Raw genomic sequence first — 19,046 nt, forward strand, 5'->3', positions numbered from 1 at the left:
TACAGAAAGAGCCCCTCACGGGAAATCCATCCGGCCGGGGGCATTGCGCCGGGTGCATAATCGGTTCCGGGGAGACTACGTCGCGTTCTTCCGCGACGCAGCTTGCCCTCGGGGCGATACCCGGAACACCGGTCCGCGGTGTCGGCCAAGCGCGTGTTGCGCTCACCGGAAGGCCAGCCGTATGCGCCGATGGTCGGAGGCAACTGTGCGGACAAGCAAGAAGAGCGGTTCCGGAGGCTTTCTTCCGATCCTGCACTGGTTGCCGCGCTATCAGCCGCGGTGGCTGCGCGCCGACATCATCGCGGGAGTAGCCGTCGTCGCGATGATCGTGCCGAAGAACCTGGGCTATGCCGAGATCGCCGGCGTGCCGGTTCAGAACGGCCTCTACGCAGCGGCGGCCGGCGCGATCATCTATGCGCTCTTCTGCACGTCACGTCAGATCTCCACCGGTCCGAGCTCCGCGTTGGCGACGGTCGCGGGCGGTGCGGTGATCGTGACCGGTGTCACCGGCGGCGATGCGGCACAGCTCGTCGCGGCGATCACGCTGGTGACCGGCATCCTGTTGCTGCTTCTGGCGCTGTTTCGAATGGGGTGGATTGCGCAGTTCCTTTCGAGGGCCGTGGTCACCGGGTTCCTGGCCGGGGCCGCGGTCGACGTGGTCGTCGGCGAGCTGCCCAAGTTGACGGGCACCTCGGGCGAGGGCGACAACGTCTGGCGGGAGTTCGCGTCGTGGATCGTCGGCCTGGGTGCCATCCACCTTCCGACTTTGATTGTGGGTACGGCGGCCCTGGCGGTGATCTTGGCTCTGCGGTTCTGGGCGCCGAAGGCACCCGGTGCGCTGGTGCTGGTTGTCGGCGGCCTGCTGGCATCGTCCCTGCTCGATCTCGGCGCGCGAGGCGTGGCGCTGGTCGGCGCCGTGCCGAGCGGGCTGCCGGTCCCGCAACTGCCGAGCCTCGACATCGTGCTGCAGAACGTACCTGAGATCGTGATCGCGGCGTTGGCGCTGCTGCTGATCGGGTTCTCGCAGACGGCAGGCGACGCCCGTTCCTTCGCGACCCGGCACCATTACCGCGTCGATGCGAACCAGGAGGCGGTCGCTCAGGGGATGGCCAACGTCGGCGCCGGTCTCGTCCAGGGGATGCCGGTCTCGACGAGTCTGTCGGCCAGCTCACTCAATGACTCCGCCGGTGCGCGCACCCCCGTGGCGTCGCTGACCACGGGAGGGCTGGTGATCCTGACACTGCTTTTCCTCGCTCCTCTCTTCTCGGAGCTGCCCAAGGCGGTGCTGGGAGCCATCATCATCGACGCGGTCGTGTTCGGGATGATCGACCTCAAGGAGTTCTCCCGGTTGCGCCGCGTGTCCAGATTCGATTTCTGGATCGCTGTGGCGGCCCTCGTGGGTGTGCTCTCGGCGGGCGTTCTCTTCGGGATCATCATCGGCATCGCATTGTCGCTCGGGTGGCTGATCTACGTATCGACACGGCCGGCCATGCCTCTGCTCGGCCGCGAGCCCGGCACCCAGGTCTTCCGCGACATCGACCTCAACCCTGCCGATGAGATCTTCCCCGGTATCGCAGTGATCCGTCTGGACGGCGGACTGTTCTTCGCCACCGCCGAGGCGTTCGACGAGCGCATCCGCGAAACGATCTCCGCGGACCCGCCCCTCGCGGCGCTGGTGATCGATCTGGAAGGCGTCGCCTTCGTCGACTCGCAGGGCGCAGCGAAACTCACCGAGCTCGTCGACCTCACCGAAGCGGAGGGCGTCACGCTGCGGCTGGCGCGAATCAAACCACAAGTCATCCCCGTGCTAGAAGCCCAGGGCATCCTCGATCGCATCGGCGTCGACCACCTCCACGGCAACGTCCACCGCGCGGTCGAGGCGCAACTGTCCCAGAACGCAGACGACCAGTAGAGAGAGCGGACTCTGACGCGTGACGCTTCGAGCAGTCCACCCGGCTCCCGGCACGAATTCCCCACCGAGGATTGGAAGCAACGAAGAATCTGGAGCGACGACAGCCGATGGTGAACGAGCGATTCTGAGTCAGAGTTCTTTGCGAAGTATCCAGACATGCTCCTGGGGGAACTCTCGTGCCCACTCTGCGGTGACGCCTGATCGCAACCCCGTGGCATCGGCAGGAGCCTGGATCTCGGTCAGATCGATGATCTCGAACCCGGTGGCACGGAACAGCTTGATCCATTCCGAGAAGGTCAGGGTGAATTCGATGCCGCCGGGGTCATCTGCTGCTTCTCGCCAGTCCAGGCGATGGCTGCCGAAGTAGGGCCGCTCGAGCCGGCGGGTGGTCGGGTACGACCCGTCGACGGGCGAGCACAGGCCCACGAACACGTGATTGCCGAGGAACACCAGCGTCCCTCCCGGCCGCAGCAGGCGGTGCGCTTCCGGTATCCACCTGTACGGGTCGGCCCAGATTGCCGCGCCGTATTCGCTGATCGCGAAGTCGAAGGAGTCGTCGGGTTTGGCGACCTCCTCCGCGTTGCCGTGGATGAGTTCGAGAACGACGGAGTGTTGCTGCGAGAGTCGCCGGGCAGTGCGAAGCTGCTCGGCCGAATTGTCGATCCCTGTGACCGACGCGCCCCTGCGCGCCATCCAGGCAGACACGTAGGCCGTGCCACAGCCCAGTTCGATCGCCTGCAACCCGGTCATGTCGTCGGGAAGCAGCCGGAGCTTGTTCTCCGGGATGCCCCATTCGCCCCACGTGGGTTCTGCCTGTGCCCAGGATCGTTCACCCGCCGCGACCCACTCATGAGCCATGCTGTCCCAGTACTCACGGTTGACCGCGACGTGTTCCGGGAGTTCGCCCATGGCGGCACACTATCGCTTGGCTCCCGGGCGGGCCATCAGCCGCCGCCCGACCTCGTGTCCATGAATCACAGTCCTCCGTAGGCTCCGCGAACCCGCCACGCATGATGCTCAACGATCGCCCGCACTTCTACGGCAGCAACGAGTGCGAGCCCACCAGGCTTGCCGGCAAAGACCAGCGCAATCGACTCACCAAACGACGACCTACTGGGGGCCGTCGCTGACGCCTCTTACGACTCGGACGAACGAGTCTTACGGGCTCGGCAGAACGCACGTCATCCATCCCCTGAGCGGGCAGGGGTGCGATGAGGGGCGCCCGTCGCGCATCCGTCAACTCTCGGCCTCGAGGTGGGCCGGCGAACGAACTCCGCCTGGGTCGGGTCCTCTCAGCGGGCACAGCGTCTGGTGCGCTGGCATGCTCGCCTCCGCACATATGCGGGGATCGCCGCCACTCGGGTTCGCAGCCGCAACTCTGCGACTGCATCGACCGTAATCGAGGTTTGGATTGGCGAGGCGATGAATCGATCGGGACTACTTCCGCGTTGGCTACTGTCGCCGCCGTTCCTCCGCCTGCTTCTGCTCGATAGCTGTTCGCACGGTGCTGACAGACGGAAAATTCGCCTGGTCTACGAACACAGCCTGGTAGATGGCGTCGTTGCTCTCGATTCGCTTTCGAGCGCCGTCCAGCATTAGCAACCCGCAGACCCCGAGACCGACCGCGACGCAGGCGAAGAATCCCCACCATTCAAGGTCCATTCTCCAGGGGACAAGTGCGCTAACCACCAACACGGGCAGCGCGATCGCAAAACGAAAGTCCGCCTCGGAATCGGCGCGGTCGTATCGGTCGAATAAATCACGATTGTCGGCAAGCAGACGGGTCGCAACGAGCGGAATGTCCCTCAGCATGCGATTTTGTACTTCCAGCGATGCCACCGCGACTACGTCTTGAGGCATCGGACTGGCAAACCTATCGCTGTCACGCGGCTTCTCCATCAGCTCGGCCAGCTGCTCCCGGAAATACTGACTTTCGCTGGTCTCTCCTGCCACCGGCGGGAATGCCACCCGCGCTTCGAACATCTCGGTGGCGACAACGGTGGCGAGCTGCTCCGCCTCCACCTGAGATGAGGGTGACAGCGGAGGAGGGCCGATGCGACGTCCTCGCTCGAGTAGCTCGGCCGTTTCGCCGTAAGCCCGATCCCTCATGCTCCGCGTGCGACGCCCCGAGACTCGTTGAATCGACTTGACAGCCAATTGCACCACTGAACTGGTCGGTCTCACGACGAGAATCCCGACAAGGTAGGCGACGAATGTCACCACCGTGATCAGTGCGGCAGACCCGAAGGCGCCGAACAGCCGATAGATCTGCGCGATCAGCCCAGATGCCTCCAGTTGAGTCGGGATCGCTGGGTAGACGCACAGCCAGAGGACCACGAGCCATAGAAAACCCGCAGCCAAAGGTACGCGGAGATCGCGTAAACCCGGCAAGAGGCTCGTCAGCATGCCGCTCACTGTAGCGGCTCGGTTGGTTTCGCGACCGTATCCAACCACGCTCCATGCTGACGCCGGTCCTCAGTTGCGGCGCGTCCGTCCGTCAAGCTCCCCGCGCATCTCGGACCGGCAATGCACTCCACAACCTAGGCACGCTTCGGTTACACGCCAATGGCGGCCTACTCCTGGCGGCTGATGAGCGCAGCGGCGATCGCTGGGGAAGATGTCGCAGCGAACTTGAACAGTGACGCGAGCTGTCGATTGGACACGTTGAGGCGCAGTCCGTCTGTGAACTGTTCCATGCCGACGAGCTTGTCGTAGCGGAACTCAAGGGTCCGCTTCTGGCCAGTGAACACAGCCCGTTGGTTTGTGATGGTGAGCACACCGGTGTCTTGTACCTGCATCTGCGTTCCAACGACGACGCTGCGTGCCCGGGCTTGCCCGACCCTGTAGCTGACCCCCTTCGCGACCCGGATGCTGACGCCGTGAGATCCGCCGCGCATCTCTCGCACAGCGACTTCCTTCATCAGCGCAACACTGAAAGTGGCGCGCCCAACCTCGCCCGGCTTCAGCATGATGGGAACGTCAACGACAGGAAGTCGGCCGTCGTTCAGTCCCGCGATCACGAGCTCCTCAAACACCGCCATATTCCGAGTTGGAAGGCCCTGAATATCGACGCCGAGCGCGTCCGCCAGACGGAAAAGTTGCCGTTCCTCTTCCGCTGTTAGCAAATCGTCATCGAGCACGTCACGGATGCCGAGGGTGAGGGTGTCCCAGCGGCGCTGCTCCCACTCCTTCGCCTTGTAGTGGCTCGCCGCCTCGCTGACAATGCTTGGCAGTGCGGCCAGCGCTGTATCGTCACCATGCGCCGCCGCGAGGGCTGTCGACTCGAACGCGTCCCGACCCTGCCGTTTGGCCTCTCGTCGTGACATCCGCTTTGGTCGTTCCTCCGACGCGGGTGCAGTCTGCAATTCGGTGACCTCCGAGCCGACAGTCGCCTCGACGGTCGCCTTGCCTGCTACCGGGGCCGCGGCGACTAAGGCATCGATGCCCTGCACCCCTGCTCCCCAGACGTGTTCGGTCCAGGCTGAGCCGTCCCAATAGCGACGCTCGAAGCGCCTAGTCGGGTCTGGAAACCAATCGGCGGGCGTCGTCACTGTGCCGAGTGTAACCACCCCGATCTGTAGGGGACAGGGCGTGATGCTAAGTCCGCGTCCCGCGCGCCGGCGATCCCGAACCGGGTGGCATGCACAGGGGCCTGATATGGACACACAGCGTCCCGCGGTCCGGGCGGCCGTCGTCACCGTCAGTCGTTCATCGCGGCTGCTGCTCGATGTTGTGACTGCCTCTGCGAGGTCCGTCGCAACGCGCTGAGGTTCAGGACACGCTTGCCGTTGCGTAGGGCGGCGCGACCTACTCCTTTCGCCTCGGGCGGAGGACCTTATCGCCCATCTCGGCTAACAACTCGACCGCCTTTCGGTCTCCGTTGAGCAACCTCTCCCGATCGTCCAGGTCGGCCATGCCGTCGAGATACTTGTTGATCGTCGCGTCGTCCGTCGCACGACCCATCATCTGCTGGAGAACCTGGCGCTCGGTCTCGATCTGCTTTGCCTTGTGCGCGATGATTTCCAGGCGACGCTCCTTGGACACGGGCGGCGTATTCGGGGACGGCTCTCGCGCCTTCGGTGGGGAAGCCTGGGACGGGTCCGCAGCGATGTTCTTGGCGTGCAGTTGCTCACCAGTCGTGCGCGGCCTGGCTGAGTCGACGCCTTCTTGGAAGCCTTTGTCGTAACCCTCCCGATAGCCCTCGCGACGCGCCTTCTCTGCCATGGCGTCTCTGCCCGCTCGGATATCCTCTGGCGGCACACGAGAGGCGAGAGACACGCTTGCAGACGCGCCGATATGGGAGTCGCCCGCCGACGCGCAGTGGCGGCTGACCCTCAATGCTCTCAACCTAATCGTTGATGACGTGGGGATCGATGAACAGGTACGCCTCACTCGCGCCGTGCCGGACTTCTATCCCGCACCCGCAGACGACAGCCCCGAGGCCCTAGAGCAAGCAGCACTGCTGGCCATTCGCGAGGATGCGCTGAATGGGTGGGCATTCTCCGGCTTGGCGGCCGCCTGGACGGGAAGGTAGGAAGAGGAGAAGGACCCCCTGCAGGCGACGATGACTGCCGCGGTAATCATCAACGTGGCCGGGTACCTGTGGATCGATCTGCTCATCGCTTGTCTGTCAGACGACGCCCACGACCAGGAGTTGCGCATGATGCTTGCGCAGGACGCGATGCTCTGTGCCTGGAAGTACCTAGGCGAATCCTTCGCGGAGGAAGTCTTCGAGCACCCATTCATCGATGACGAACTGCGAACGCTCGTGCTCGACTTCTTCGAAACCGTACGACCTCCGTCACCCCCATTGGAGATGCGGCGCCATCTCGACGACGGGACATTTGAGTCCCGGTTCCTCCCGACGGACAGGCGAGCAGCAACCGCGTCAGACTGATCGCTCGTGCCTGCACCGTTCCGGATCACGCCACAAGCGCTGGCGGCCTCCTATCCAGCAGACGGCCCGCAAGTGGGTCGTCCTGCGGACTGACGCCAGCTGGCGTGGGGGACCGCGGACGCTCGATCGACTCGATCTCCGTTTACCCCGCGCGATGAAATGCCCGCGAGCGGCGCCCCATACGGTCGACAACATCGTGTCATCCGGGGCTCGGCGTGTGGCCGCGAGCGGTCCGACCTCCGCGTGGGCTCCGCGCCAAGGTCGGAACTGGTGCGCACACACGTGCACACATCCGATGGCGGTCGAAACCCGCTGATTCGCGACCAGATGGTTCCCGCGCGTAATCAAACGGGATCTCGCCTCGGCAGAAACACGAAAACCCGCGGAGATCCGCGGGTTCTCAATGCTTACTGTCTCAACACAGTGTGCGCCCGAAGAGACTCGAACTCCCAACCTTCTGATCCGTAGTCAGATGCTCTATCCATTGAGCTACGGGCGCATGTTGTTCGCAGCAGCGCACAACGTCGTCAAGAATACCCCACGCTCCCCCGCGGCGCGAATCGGCGGCAGGATGCCGGGTTCCCGGGCGTGTTCGCCGGGTGCGAGCCGGATCGCTCAGGCGTCCCGCTCATCGAGCGCACGCAGCTGACGCTGCAGGGCGACGATCCGGTACGACGTGTCGAGGAGCTCGCCGAGGAGCTCCCAGTCACCGGCATCCGGCTCGATGCGGAGGGCGAGCCAGCCGTACGCGCCCTCGTAGGGCGGCACGAAGACGTCGTCGCGTTCGAGGAGGACCGGCCGCTCGAGGTCGTCGGGCACGAACAGCACCGCCGGTTCGGCGGCGGAACCGACGATCGCGAACTGGCGCTTGCCGGCGCGAAATGTGCAGCGTCCGTGCGAGATGGCCTCCACCGCTTCGGGGTAGGGCATGCACAGCCCGCGGACGCGCACCACTAGGGGGTGATCGGGCGGGAACCACATCGGGTGGGTCGAAGCCGCGTCGCCGTTCACAGCCCGAGCGTAGCGTCGGGGCGATCCGGTGTCAGGAGTCGAGCTCGGTGACGTCGACGCCGGAGATGCGCGGCGACGCTGCGGCCGGCTCGGCGGCGGGCTCGGCATCCGTGTCCGCCTCCTCGCGGTGACGCTTGTGCGCGGCCAGGCGCGGGATGTCGACGAGGCGGATCGACTGCATGCGGGCCGCACGCATCCGCTCGTAATCGGGGTCGAGGTCGGGACGCATGCCCTCGACGCGCAGGCGGCGCTGCAGGTTGGCCTCGACATCGCCCCACGCGGCATCGCGGGACTGCTCGATGAGAGAGCGCACGACGTGCGGATCGTCGGCCATCCGCCGGAGCGCCTGCGCGACCCCGGAGTACTGCCGGCCGCGCCTGCGGAGGTTGCGTGTATCGCGATCGCGATAGTCGTGCGTGCCGTCGGAGTCGGTGAACTTGCCCCACGCCTTCTTGCGCTGGCGCCTGACCAGCGCGGCGGCCTCGTCCTGCTCGTCGGCGAGGGCGGTGAGCGTCTCTCGGGCGAACGGTGTGAAGGCGACGACATCGAACTGCTCGTCGTGCGCGATCGTCTCGACGAGGATGCGGTTGCGTATCGCCAGGCGCGCTGCGGCGGACGCGATGGACACCCCTTCGGCGATCGCCTCTGCGGTCTTGCCCATCGAACCTCCCCTGGAAAGGCTAGCGTCCGAAGAGGCCTCCTGAGTCAGCGAGAATCGTAGACACGGCTCGTCGACGGCGACGGCCCGAGCGAGAGGCAGGCCGTGGCCCGAACAACTCACCGAGCGCCGACGCGACGACTGGACGTGCGGGGACGCACCACCGTCATCACCGGCGCCGCCGCCGGCATGGGCGCGGAGGTCGCTCGGCAGCTCGCCGCTCGCGGCGCGCACATCGCGCTGCTCGACCGGAATGCAGACGGGCTCGCCACGGCGTCCGCGAGCCTGGACGGCACCGGGCACACCTCGCACGTCGTCGATCTCACCGACGACGAGGCTGTGGCGGCCGCAGTCGCCGAGGTGGAGGCATCCCATTCCCATGTGCAGTCCCTGGTGACGTGCGCCGGATCGTCGATGCTGGGTGCCATCGACCAGCTGACGATGGCCGAGATGCGCTGGCTCATGGACGTCAACCTCTGGGGCACGGTCAACGTTACGAAGGCGCTGCTGCCGGCACTGCGTCGCGAGCCTGCCGCCCACATCACGCACCTCGTCTCGATCTACGGTCTCGCCGCGCCGGCGGGGCGCATCCCGTACGCGATGAGCAAGTTCGCCGTGCGTGGGTTCACCGAGGCGCTGCGGCACGAGCTGGAGCGCTCGACCGTCACCGTCGGGGCGGTCTATCCGGCCGGGGTGAAGACCGGCATCATCCTGCGCGGCCGGTACGCGGCCGCGATCGATCCCGCGGTCGCCGATCGCGCCGCCTCGGCGCAGGCCGCGATGTACCACACCGAACCCGCGGATGCCGCGGCACGCATCGTCGAGGCGACCATTCGCCGTCGTCCGCGCACCATGGTCGGGCGCGAGGCGCGGCTGGTCGACGTGCTCACGCGCGTGACGCCCACTCACTACTGGGCGCCGATGCGTCGACCGCTGCGCGACGCCATCGACACCACGACGCCGATCCGCTGAGGCGCCGCGGGCGCCGTCGGACGGGCGGCGCCAAGCGGGTGTCGGCGCACCAGCGCCGCCAGGCCGGTGTCGGCGCACCAGCGCCGCCAGGCCGGTGTCGGCGCACCAGCGCCGCCAGGCCGGTGTCGGCGCACCAGCGCCGTCGGACCCGTGTCGTCCGACCGGCAGCGTCGAACCAGCGCCGTCGGGCCGGCTGCGTCGTGGTGTCGGCATCCACCGCTCCGCGTAGCAAGCGGTTCGCCGTTATGCAACCCCCAACTCCCGGCCGATGCCCCGGCGTAGCGTCGATGTCACCCGCTCATGAGAGGAGCGATCGATGGGATTCATGGACGACGCCAAGGAGACGGCCCAGGCCGTCGGCGAGAAGATCAAGGATTCGTGGGAAGACACCACCGATCGAGTCGGCGACAAGGTCGACGAGATGAAGGCCGACGCCGACGTCAAGAAAGCGGAAGCGGAGCGCGACTCGGTGAAGACGCGCAACGACATCAAGGAAGACCTGCGGGACAGCACCTGACCCGCTCACGATGAAGGCGGAGCCGACCGGGGGGCCGGCTCCGCCTTTGTCGTGAGTGCTGGGGGAATCACCCCAGACGCGCGACGGCCGGGCACGGCGACGAGGCTGCCCGGCCGATCGCGTGGATCAATCGATCGCGCCGATCCGCCAGGCGGCGGTGACGGATGCCGCGGGCTCGATCACGATGAGCCCCGCGTCATAGTCGTACGACCCGGCGTTGAAAGCGTCGGGTGCGCAGGTCATCGGCTCGACGGCGAGGCCCAGCCGGCTCTGCGCGGCGTCGGGCTTGTCGGCGGTGTGGACCTGCACCCACGGGCAGGCGGCATCCCATGACATCTCGACGCCGGAGCCCGACGGGGCGGTCACGCGCACCGTGGCGTTGCCGTCCGCATCGAGCACCAGGCCGGTGTAGGCGTGGTCGATCTCGACGGTGCCGATCCGACGCGACGAACGGAAGTCGAAACGTTCCGGGTCCTCGGCGTCGACCGCGACGAGGTCCGTCGGAATGAGGCGGTCGGGCGTGACCGCGAGCACCTGCGTGGCGGGGAGCTCGAGCGTCCAGCCGTCGACGCGGCCGTCGCCGGCGACGAGGTACGGGTGCGGTCCGGTGCCCCACGGCGCCGGCTCGTCGCTCTCGTTGTGCGCCGTGACGGACTGCGTGAGCCCCGCGGGGCCCAGCGAGAAGGTCGTCGTGGCGACGACGCGCCACGGGTAGAACGTCTGCGGCTGGATGACGGCGGCCAGGGTCACGTGGTCGGGTCCCTTGTCGATCACCTCGAAGTCGAGCCACGTCGCCAGGCCGTGCAGGGCGTGCGAGCGCGCCGGCTCGGTGAGGGGCAGCTGGAAGTCGCGGCCGCCGAACGAGTACTTGCCGTCGACCACGCGGTTCGGCCACGGGGCGAGTGTCGCGCCGCGGTGCGCAGGCCGCACTTCATCGGCCTCGAACGGCACGACGAGGTCGCGGCCGCGATACGTAAGGGAACGGAGGGTCGCACCGACGCTGGCGACGACGGCTTCGTAATCGCCGGCGCGGAGCGCGTGCTGGGTTCCGGATTTGGGGGGACGTGCCATGAGGGCTCCTAGGAGATCGGGGATGCCGCCAACCAGAGTAGCGGCGAGGTTCGCGCGCCTCGAACCCGGGGATGTGCGCCGAGACAGAGGGCGACGCCCCCTGCCTCGCGCGGAATCCCCGGTCTCAGCGAGCCCAGGCACTCCGCGACGGGCTCACAGCCCCTGCGCGAGACGGTAGTACGCCTGGTTCCAGCGGAGCTCCCGCTGGAAGCCGCGCACGGTGGTGTCCTCATCGATCACGACCAGCTCGGTGCCGGCGATGTCGGCGAAGTCGCGGAACACCTCGATGTCCACGGCCGTGGTCATGACGGTGTGATGGGCGGCACCCGCCGCGAGCCAGCAGCCCGCGCTGGTCGCGAAGTCGGGCGCGGGCTTCCAGACGGCGCGGCCCACCGGCAGCTTCGGCAGGTCGGGGGCGTCGACGTTCTCCACGACGTTCGCGACCAGGCGGAACCGGTCGCGCATGTCGCTCATGGCCACGACCAGGGCGGGGCCCGGGTCGGCGGTGAACACGAGCCGCACCGGGTCGTCCTTGCCGCCGATGCCGAGCGGGTGAACCTCCAGGCGCGGCTTCGCGGTGGTCAGCGACGGCGAGACCTCGAGCATGTGCGCGCCGAGGATCTTCTCGTCGCCGGCGACGAGGTCGTACGTGTAGTCCTCCATGAGGCTCGCGCCGCCGGGGAGGCCCGCGCCCATCACGTTCGCGACGCGCACCAGGATGGCGGTCTTCCAGTCGCCCTCGGCGCCGAAGCCATAGCCCTCGGCCATGAGGCGCTGCACGGCGAGACCGGGCAGCTGCTTCAGGCCGCCGAGGTCCTCGAACGAGGTGGTGAAGGCGCCGAAGCCGCCCTCCTCGAGGAACGAGCGCAGCCCGACCTCGATCGCCGCGCCGTCGCGCAGCGACTGGTGGCGGTCGCCGTCCGGTCGCAGCTCAGGCGCGACGTCGTAGGACTCGAGGTACTCGGCGACCAGGGCGTCGACGTCGGCGTCGGTGGCGGCATCCACCCTCTCCACCAGCTCGTTGACGCCCCACGTGTTCACCTGCACGCCGAACCGCAGCTCGGCTTCGGTCTTGTCGCCCTCGGTGACCGCGACGTAGCGCATGTTGTCGCCGAAGCGGGCGAGCTTGAGCGAACGGGATGCCGCCCACCCGGCGGCCGCGCGCTGCCAGTCCTCGACCTGCTGCCGCACGGCGGGGTTCGACACGTGTCCGACGACCGTCTTGCGCGCGACGCCGAGGCGCGTCTGGATGTATCCGAACTCGCGGTCGCCGTGCGCGGCCTGGTTGAGGTTCATGAAGTCGAAGTCGATGTCGGCCCACGGCAGCTCGACGTTCGCCTGCGTGTGCAGGTGCAGCAGCGGCTTCTGCAGCGCGTCGAGTCCGGCGATCCACATCTTCGCGGGGCTGAACGTGTGCATCCACGCCATGACGCCGATGACGTCGTCGCGCGCGTTGACGTCGAGGGCAAGCCGGCGGATGGAGTCGGAGTCTTTGAGGACAGGCTTCCACACGATCTTGACGGGGAGGCCGGCGAGGCCCTCGGCGACAGCCTGGGACTGCTCGGCGACCTGGCGGAGGGTCTCTTCGCCGTAGAGGTTCTGGCTGCCGGTGACGAACCAGACCTCGTAGCCGTCGAGCGAGGTGGAGAGGGGGGTGCGGGTCATCGTGGTTCCTTCGGTTCGTTCAGGTCCGAGGCATCCGTGTCCCACTTTCGGTCGATAGAGCGGCCTCTACCGGCGAGAAGTGGGACACGAAGGCGGGAAATCGGGACACGGTGGGTCAGGTCAGAGAGCGGTGACGGCGGCGGCCTCGACGGCGAGGCCGACGCGGTAGCGGTCGAGGTAGGCGGCGAAGCCGGCGACATCGGCGGCGTCGGGGTCGGCGGTCGCGATCGCCGCGTTCGCGAAGACCCGGTGCTTGAGGTAGGCGGCGAGGCTCAGGTCGCCGGCGTGCGGAAGGTACGCGGCGAGCACGGCGATGCCCCACGCGCCGCCCTCCGATGCGGTGTCGCCGACCGACACCGGAGCGCCGAGCGCGCCGGCGAGGAAGCGCTGCGCCACCCCGGCGGTGCGGAACATGCCGCCGTGGGCGAACATCCGGTCGAGGCCCACGCCCTCGTCGTCGAGCACGCGCATGCCGAGGGCGAGCGTGCCGAAGACGCCGTAGAGCTGGGCGCGCATCGCGTTGGCGAGCGTGAAGCGGCTGTCGGGCGTGCGCACGAACAGCGGGCGGCCCTCGGTGAGACCGGCGATCGGCTCGCCGGCGAGATGGTTGTAGGCCAGCAGCCCGCCGGCATCCGCCTCGCCCCCGAGCGCCTCGCGGAACAGGATGTCGTAGACGGCATCGTCGGCGAGCGGTGTACCGGATGCCTCGGCGAAGCGCGCGAACATGCCCGCCCAGGCTGCCAGCTCGCTGGCGCCGTTGTTGCAGTGGACCATGGCCACCGCGTCGCCGGACGGGGTCGCGACGAGGTCGAGCTCGTGGTGCACGCATTCGAGCGGCCGCTCGAGCACGACCATCGCGAAGATGCTGGTGCCCGCACTGACGTTGCCGGTGCGCGGCGCGACGGCGTTGGTCGCGACCATGCCGGTGCCGGCGTCGCCTTCGGGAGCGCAGAACGGGATGCCGGGGCGCAGGGTTCCCGACGGGTCGAGCAGTGCGGCACCCTCGGCCGTCAGCGCGCCGGCGGGAGTCCCGGCGACGAGCACGCGGGGCAGCAGCTCGGAGACGCTCGCGACGGGCAGCCTTCCGGCAGCCGGTCCCTGAGCCTGTCGAAGGGCGTCGTAGCGCGCGAGCATCGCGGCGTCGTAGTCGCTCGTGGCGGAGTCGATCGGGAACATGCCCGACGCGTCGCCGACGCCGAGCACCCGCTCCCCCGTCAGGCGCTGGTGGACGTAGCCGGCGAGCGTCGTGACGAAGCGGATGTCGGGAACGTGAGGCTCGGCATCCACCACCGCCTGATGCAGGTGCGCGATCGACCAGCGCAGCGGGATGTTCACGCCGAACGCGTCGGTGAGCTCCGCCGCCGCCGGGCCGGTGTTCGTGTTGCGCCAGGTGCGGAACGGCACGAGCAGCGTGCCCGCCTCGTCGAAGGCGAGGTACCCGTGCATCATCGCCGAGACGCCGATCGCGGCGAAGGTCTCGGGCGCGGCGCCATGGCGCTGCTGCGCGTCGGAGACGAGGTCCGCGTACGCGGCCTGCAGGCCCGACCACACGTCCTCGAGCGAGTAGGTCCAGAGGCCGGACTCGTACCGGTTCTCCCAGGCGTGCGAGCCCACTGCGAGCACGTTCGCCGGGTCGTCGGCATCCACGAGGCACGCCTTGATGCGGGTCGAGCCCAGCTCGATGCCGAGCGTCGTGCGCCCGGTGCGGATCGCCTCGGCGCTCATCGGCCGCCCTCTTCCGTGCGCTCGTCGGACGCGTCACGGCGCTCGTCGGACGCGTCACGGCGCTCGTCGGACGACTGGCCGTAGACGTTCTGGTAGCGGTCGAAGAGGCGGTCGATCGCGTCCTGCGGGATCGGGATCAGCGGGCCGGCCTCCCGCGCGTGGTGCACGGTGCGGGCGACGTCCTCGACCATCACCGCGGCCTTGACCGCGTCCTTCGCCGACGTGCCGATCGTGAACGGACCATGGTTCTGCATCAGCACCGCGCGGCTGCGGTGCCCGGTGAGAGTCTCGACGATGCCGCGGCCGATCGAGTCGTCGCCGATGATGGCGAACGGGCCGACGGGGATCGGTCCGCCGAACTCATCGGCCATGGCTGTGATGACGCAGGGGATCTCCTCGCCGCGTGCCGCCCACGCCACCGCGAAGGTCGAGTGCGTGTGCACGACGCCGCCGACCTCGGGCATGTTCCGGTACACGTAGGCGTGCGCCGCCGTGTCGCTCGAGGGGCTCCGCTCACTGCCGGGTGTGCCGGGCACGACGTTGCCGTCGAGGTCGCACAGGATCATGTTCTCGGGGGCGAGGTCGTCGTACGAGACCCCGGACGGCTTGATGACGAAGAGGTCGGCGCCGGGGACGCGCCCCGAGACGTTGCCGCCCGTCCAGACCACGAGGCCGTAGCGCACGAGCTCGCCGTGGAGCTTCGCGACATCGGCCCGGACGGCGGCGATGGATGCCTCGACCTCGGGTGTGAACGCGGGCGCCGGCGTCGCCGGATCGGGGCTGGTCACGGGGTCCTCCATCGGGTCTCGTGCTGGGGCGGCTCATCGCCGACAGTGAAGGCCGATGTTACCGGTAACAACCCCCGGAGCCAACCCTCCGTAGCGCAGCCGCGTCAACGATTCAGGAACATCGGCGGGTGTTCGATGACGCGCCCCGGAATGTCGCGACTCTGAGCCTGGGGGCATTCAGCTTTCCTGATTTCTCGACGCGGCCACCGCGGAGGGGTCGAGAGTGGTCAGCGCAGCGCCGCCGCTGACGCGCGGACGACGAGACGCGGCGCGGCGACGGCGGGTGCCGTGGCACCGAGCACGGCGGCGACAGCCCGGCGTGCCTCGCCCGCCAGGTCGAGCCCCACCGTGGTGAGCGCCGGACGGTAGTACGCGGCATCCGGGTTGTCGTCGAAACCGACGATGCTCACGTCGCCCGGCACGTCGACGCCCGCCTCGCGGAGTCCCGCGATGAGCCCCAGCGCCATCTGGTCGTTGGCGACAGCCACCGCCGTCGGCCCGCCGGCGCGCACGGCCGCGGCGATCCGCCCGGCGAGCGCGGCGCCGGCCGCAGCGGTCCAGTCGCCGCTCCAGTGCGGCTCAATCCCCAGCCCCGCGCCCTCGAGCGCGCGTCGCATGCCCGCTTCCCGCGAGCGCGCCTCGAGCCACTCCTCGGGTCCGGCGACCCGGCCGATGCGGCGATGACCGAGCTCGACGAGATGCGAGATGGCGAGGGCTGCGCCCGCCTCCTGCTCCGCGGCGCCCGGTCCGGTGTGCAGCGCGGCGATCGCGACCCCCGGGTGCGCGCCCGTCAGCGCCGTCAGCGTGGCCGCGTGCGGTGCGAGGACGATGAGCCCGTCCACGCCCTGTCCGAGGAGTCGATCGGCCGCATCGCGGACGGATGCCTCGTCCGAGGCGTCCGCGTAGGCCGTCGCGATCCACCGGCCGGCATCGCGCGCCGCCGCCTCGAGCGCGGCGATCCCGACGGCCGGCCCGTACAGCGTCGCGTCGGAGGCGATGACCCCGAGCGTGCGGGTGGTGCGGGTGCCGAGCGTGCGGGCGGCGTTGTTCACGCGGTAGCCGAGGTCGGCGATCGTCTGCAGCACCCGGTCGCGTGTCTCGGGCCGGATGTTCGGGTGCTCATTGAGCACGCGCGACACCGTCTGCGTCGACACGCCTGCGGCGCGCGCCACCTCCCGCACGCCCACGCGCATGGGATCGGCGGGAAGCGGCCGCGTGTCGTCCATGGCGCACACCCTATCCGCCACTCGGCGCCCCGCATCGCCAGAGGTGGCACGCTGGAGGCATGGGTGCAGACGCTCCGAAGACGCGACGACCGACGCTCCGCGCCCGGCTGCTGACCGCTCTCGCCGGCGATCCCGACGGCACGCCGCCGTGGGTCAGGGCACTCGCCGACGGCGACGACGCCGGGTACTTCGCGGACGGCGGCGCCGTGTGGACGGTGCATGCGGGCACGGGAACCTTCGTCGCCGGCATCCGTGCCCTGCTCATCCAGGCCCTGCATCCGGGTGCGATGGCGGGCGTGCATGACTTCTCGCGCTACCGCGACGACCCGATCGGGCGCCTCACCGGCACCGTGCGCTGGATCATCTGCGTCACCTACGGGTCGACCGCGCAGGCGGCGCAGGAGACGCAGCGCATCGCGCGGCTGCACGAGCGGGTCCAGGGTTCTTACGAGTCCGTCGCGGGCCCGCGGGACTACTCGGCGGGCGACGCGGACCTCGTCGAGTGGGTGCACCTCGCCTTCACCGAGGCCTTCCTCGGGGCGCACCAGCGGTGGGGCGGACCCATCCCCGGCGGCAGCGACGCGTACGTGCGTGAGTGGGCGCAGGCCGGCCGCCTCATGCGCCTCACCGATCCGCCGCTGAGCGAGAGGGAGCTGCACGCCCGCATCGACGGGTTCCTCGCACGCGGCGAGCTCCGCCGCGACGCGCGCGTGGACGACGTGGTGCGGTTCCTCCGCGCGGCGCCGTTCACCGGCATCATGCGCATCGCCTACCGCGTGCTCTTCGCCGCTGCCGTCGCGAGTCTGCCGCGCCGGTATCGGCAGCTGCTCGGCCTGCGCCGGTCTCCGCTGCCCGTCGTGACCCTCACCCGCATCGTGCTGGCGGTGTCGGCGAAAGCGCTCGAGGAGGGTCCGCGCGCGCAGGATTTCGCCCGGCAGCGGCTCCGGCGACTCAGCCGTACAACCCCGGCGGCCCCCGGCGCTGCGCCCGCGCACTGATCTCCCCGAAATCCAGCGCCGTCTTGCGAAAAGTCGGGCCCGTCACACGACACGCCGTGCCGCGGCATCCATCGCCGGCGCGTCGTGGTCACCGACCCGACTTTTCGCAGGAGAACACGTCCCTGCCCCCGGCGCAGTGGCAGGCTGGAATCATGCGCATCGCCCTCACCGGCTCGTCCGGAAAGCTCGGCACCGTCGTCGCCCGCGAACTGCGTGCGGCCGGCCACGACGTCATCGGCCTCGACGTGGTGGGAACCCGCGGCCCCGACTTCGTCCAGGTCGACCTCACCGACTACGGCCAGGTCATCGACGCCCTCACCGCGGTGAACGATCGCCACGACGGGTTCGACGGGGTCGTGCACCTCGGGGCCATCCCCGCCCCCGGCATCCGCTCCGATGTCGCGACCTTCCACAACAACATGACCGCGACGTTCAACGTGTTCTGGGCGGCCGTGAGACTCGGCATCCGTCGCCTCGTCTACGCCTCGAGCGAGACCGTGCTGGGTCTGCCGTTCGACGTGGCGCCGCCGTACATCCCGGTCGACGAGGAGTACCCGCCGCGCCCGGAGTCGGTGTACTCGCTCGTGAAGACGCTCGAGGAGCGGATGGCGGTCGAGCTGGTGCGGTGGCACCCCGAGCTGTCGATCACCGGCCTGCGGTTCTCGAACGTGATGGTTCCCGAGGACTACGCCGCGTTCCCGTCGTACGACGCCGACGCGATGACGCGCAAGTGGAACCTGTGGGGCTACATCGACGCCCGCGACGGCGCGCAGGCCGTGCAGCGCGCGCTCGAGGTCGCCCCGCCCGGGTTCGAGACCTACATCATCGCCGCTGCCGACACCGTGATGTCGCGCCCCAACGCCGAACTCGTCGCCGAGGTCTTCCCCGGCGTCGAGACCCGCGAGCTCGGCGAGCACGACACCCTGCTCTCCATCGACAAGGCCCGGCGCGTGCTCGGGTACGCCCCGCAGCATTCGTGGCGGGATCACGTCACGGGGTCATGACCGAGGGGCCGCGCGAAGCCGCCGAACGCTACCGCTTCGAGAAGTGGCAGCGCGAGCAGGGCTTGTCATCGGACGAAGTGGATGCCGCACACGCGGCCGCGCCGCCGGCACGGGGCTTCTCGGCAGCCGAGCGGGCGGCGGTCGTCGAGAATGCGATCCAGCAGGCGATCCGCCGGGGTGAGTTCGATGATCTGCCCGGCGCAGGCAAGCCCATCCCCGGCCTCGGCGAGAGCCACGATCCCGACTGGTGGATCCGCCGCAAGATCGAGAGCGAGCAGCTCACCGGCCTGGGCCCGCCGGCGCTCCGGCTCCGGGTCGAGAGCGCCGAGCTCGACGAGCGCCTCGATGCCCTCGCCGGCGAGGCCGACGTGCGGGACGCCCTCGAGGACTTCAACCGCCGCGTCGTCGAGGCACGTCGGCAGCTGCTCGGCGGCCCGCCCGTCGTGACCCCGACGCGTGACGTCGACGCCGAGGTCGCGGCATGGCGCGAACGTCGCGCCGCGCGCATCGCAACGCAGGCGCAGGCGGAGACGGATGCTGCAGCCCGCCGCCGTCACCCCTGGTGGCGTCGCCGCGGGCGCGAGGTGACCTAGCGGGCTGCC

18 protein-coding genes and 1 tRNA gene are annotated in these 19,046 nt (G+C 69.0%); 7 read left to right on the forward strand and 12 right to left on the reverse strand.

What is annotated here, in order from left to right; genetic code table 11:
• Positions 1–205: 205 nt before the first annotated feature.
• Positions 206–1,912: a sulfate permease gene (gene sulP, locus B1729_RS09320; RefSeq protein WP_239539579.1), complete on the forward strand. Its 1,707-nt coding sequence runs from the start codon at positions 206–208 to the stop codon at positions 1,910–1,912.
• 129 nt (positions 1,913–2,041) lie between these two features.
• On the opposite strand, the gene B1729_RS09325 is transcribed toward sulP, so the two are convergent.
• The 4 genes from B1729_RS09325 to B1729_RS09340 form a co-directional block, all read right to left on the reverse strand.
• Positions 2,042–2,821: a class I SAM-dependent methyltransferase gene (locus B1729_RS09325; RefSeq protein ID WP_163632321.1), complete on the reverse strand. Its 780-nt coding sequence runs from the start codon at positions 2,819–2,821 to the stop codon at positions 2,042–2,044.
• 543 nt (positions 2,822–3,364) lie between these two features.
• Positions 3,365–4,318, reverse strand: coding sequence for a hypothetical protein (locus tag B1729_RS09330; RefSeq protein ID WP_163632324.1), 954 nt, complete (start codon positions 4,316–4,318; stop codon positions 3,365–3,367).
• A gap of 167 nt (positions 4,319–4,485) precedes the next feature.
• Positions 4,486–5,463 (reverse strand): DUF2510 domain-containing protein, encoded by a 978-nt coding sequence (locus tag B1729_RS09335; protein WP_163632327.1) that lies wholly within the window; start codon positions 5,461–5,463, stop codon positions 4,486–4,488.
• Positions 5,464–5,719: 256 nt separating this feature from the next.
• On the reverse strand, positions 5,720–6,136 hold the full coding sequence (locus B1729_RS09340; RefSeq protein WP_163632330.1) for a hypothetical protein: 417 nt from the start codon (positions 6,134–6,136) through the stop codon (positions 5,720–5,722).
• A 340-nt stretch (positions 6,137–6,476) separates the two neighbouring features.
• Here B1729_RS09340 and B1729_RS09345 point away from each other — a divergent pair, with 340 nt between their 5' ends.
• The gene (locus tag B1729_RS09345) at positions 6,477–6,809 is read left to right on the forward strand and encodes a hypothetical protein (protein WP_163632332.1); all 333 of its coding nucleotides are present in this window, start codon (positions 6,477–6,479) and stop codon (positions 6,807–6,809) included.
• A gap of 426 nt (positions 6,810–7,235) precedes the next feature.
• Here the strand turns inward: B1729_RS09345 and B1729_RS09350 are convergent.
• From B1729_RS09350 to B1729_RS09360, 3 genes are all read right to left on the reverse strand, one after another.
• Positions 7,236–7,308 (reverse strand) — tRNA-Arg (locus B1729_RS09350).
• A 116-nt stretch (positions 7,309–7,424) separates the two neighbouring features.
• On the reverse strand, positions 7,425–7,820 hold the full coding sequence (locus B1729_RS09355) for an MmcQ/YjbR family DNA-binding protein (protein WP_204318894.1): 396 nt from the start codon (positions 7,818–7,820) through the stop codon (positions 7,425–7,427).
• A gap of 31 nt (positions 7,821–7,851) precedes the next feature.
• Positions 7,852–8,481, reverse strand: coding sequence for an asparagine synthase (locus B1729_RS09360; RefSeq protein WP_163618213.1), 630 nt, complete (start codon positions 8,479–8,481; stop codon positions 7,852–7,854).
• Between the two features lie 144 nt (positions 8,482–8,625).
• Between B1729_RS09360 and B1729_RS09365 the strand changes: the two genes are divergently transcribed.
• Both B1729_RS09365 and B1729_RS09370 read left to right on the forward strand, forming a co-directional pair.
• A complete protein-coding gene (locus B1729_RS09365) occupies positions 8,626–9,450 on the forward strand; it encodes an SDR family NAD(P)-dependent oxidoreductase (RefSeq protein ID WP_163618382.1) in 825 nt (274 codons plus the stop codon).
• 316 nt (positions 9,451–9,766) lie between these two features.
• Complete coding sequence (locus B1729_RS09370) at positions 9,767–9,967, forward strand: hypothetical protein (protein ID WP_163632335.1); 201 nt, start codon at positions 9,767–9,769, stop codon at positions 9,965–9,967.
• 126 nt (positions 9,968–10,093) lie between these two features.
• On the opposite strand, the gene B1729_RS09375 is transcribed toward B1729_RS09370, so the two are convergent.
• From B1729_RS09375 to B1729_RS09395, 5 genes are all read right to left on the reverse strand, one after another.
• A complete protein-coding gene (locus B1729_RS09375; protein ID WP_163632338.1) occupies positions 10,094–11,038 on the reverse strand; it encodes an aldose 1-epimerase family protein in 945 nt (314 codons plus the stop codon).
• 153 nt (positions 11,039–11,191) lie between these two features.
• Entirely contained in the window at positions 11,192–12,703 is a 1,512-nt protein-coding gene (gene araA, locus B1729_RS09380; RefSeq protein WP_163618210.1) for an L-arabinose isomerase, read from the reverse strand.
• A 120-nt stretch (positions 12,704–12,823) separates the two neighbouring features.
• Positions 12,824–14,428, reverse strand: a complete 1,605-nt coding sequence (locus B1729_RS09385) for an FGGY-family carbohydrate kinase (RefSeq protein ID WP_163632341.1) — start codon at positions 14,426–14,428, stop codon at positions 12,824–12,826.
• Positions 14,425–15,228, reverse strand: a complete 804-nt coding sequence (locus tag B1729_RS09390; protein WP_163632344.1) for an L-ribulose-5-phosphate 4-epimerase — start codon at positions 15,226–15,228, stop codon at positions 14,425–14,427. Before B1729_RS09390 ends, B1729_RS09385 begins: the two co-directional genes overlap by 4 nt.
• Positions 15,229–15,443: 215 nt before the next feature.
• On the reverse strand, positions 15,444–16,442 hold the full coding sequence (locus tag B1729_RS09395) for a LacI family DNA-binding transcriptional regulator (protein ID WP_239539580.1): 999 nt from the start codon (positions 16,440–16,442) through the stop codon (positions 15,444–15,446).
• 59 nt (positions 16,443–16,501) lie between these two features.
• On the opposite strand from B1729_RS09395, the gene B1729_RS09400 reads away from it, so the two are divergent.
• From B1729_RS09400 to B1729_RS09410, 3 genes are all read left to right on the forward strand, one after another.
• Complete coding sequence (locus B1729_RS09400) at positions 16,502–17,440, forward strand: oxygenase MpaB family protein (RefSeq protein WP_163632347.1); 939 nt, start codon at positions 16,502–16,504, stop codon at positions 17,438–17,440.
• Between the two features lie 152 nt (positions 17,441–17,592).
• Entirely contained in the window at positions 17,593–18,444 is an 852-nt protein-coding gene (locus tag B1729_RS09405; RefSeq protein ID WP_163632351.1) for an NAD(P)-dependent oxidoreductase, read from the forward strand.
• On the forward strand, positions 18,441–19,037 hold the full coding sequence (locus tag B1729_RS09410; protein ID WP_163632353.1) for a DUF1992 domain-containing protein: 597 nt from the start codon (positions 18,441–18,443) through the stop codon (positions 19,035–19,037). Before B1729_RS09405 ends, B1729_RS09410 begins: the two co-directional genes overlap by 4 nt.
• Positions 19,038–19,046 lie beyond the last annotated feature (9 nt).

The organism is Microbacterium sp. B35-04 (assembly GCF_010634885.1).
Classification (GTDB): domain Bacteria; phylum Actinomycetota; class Actinomycetes; order Actinomycetales; family Microbacteriaceae; genus Microbacterium.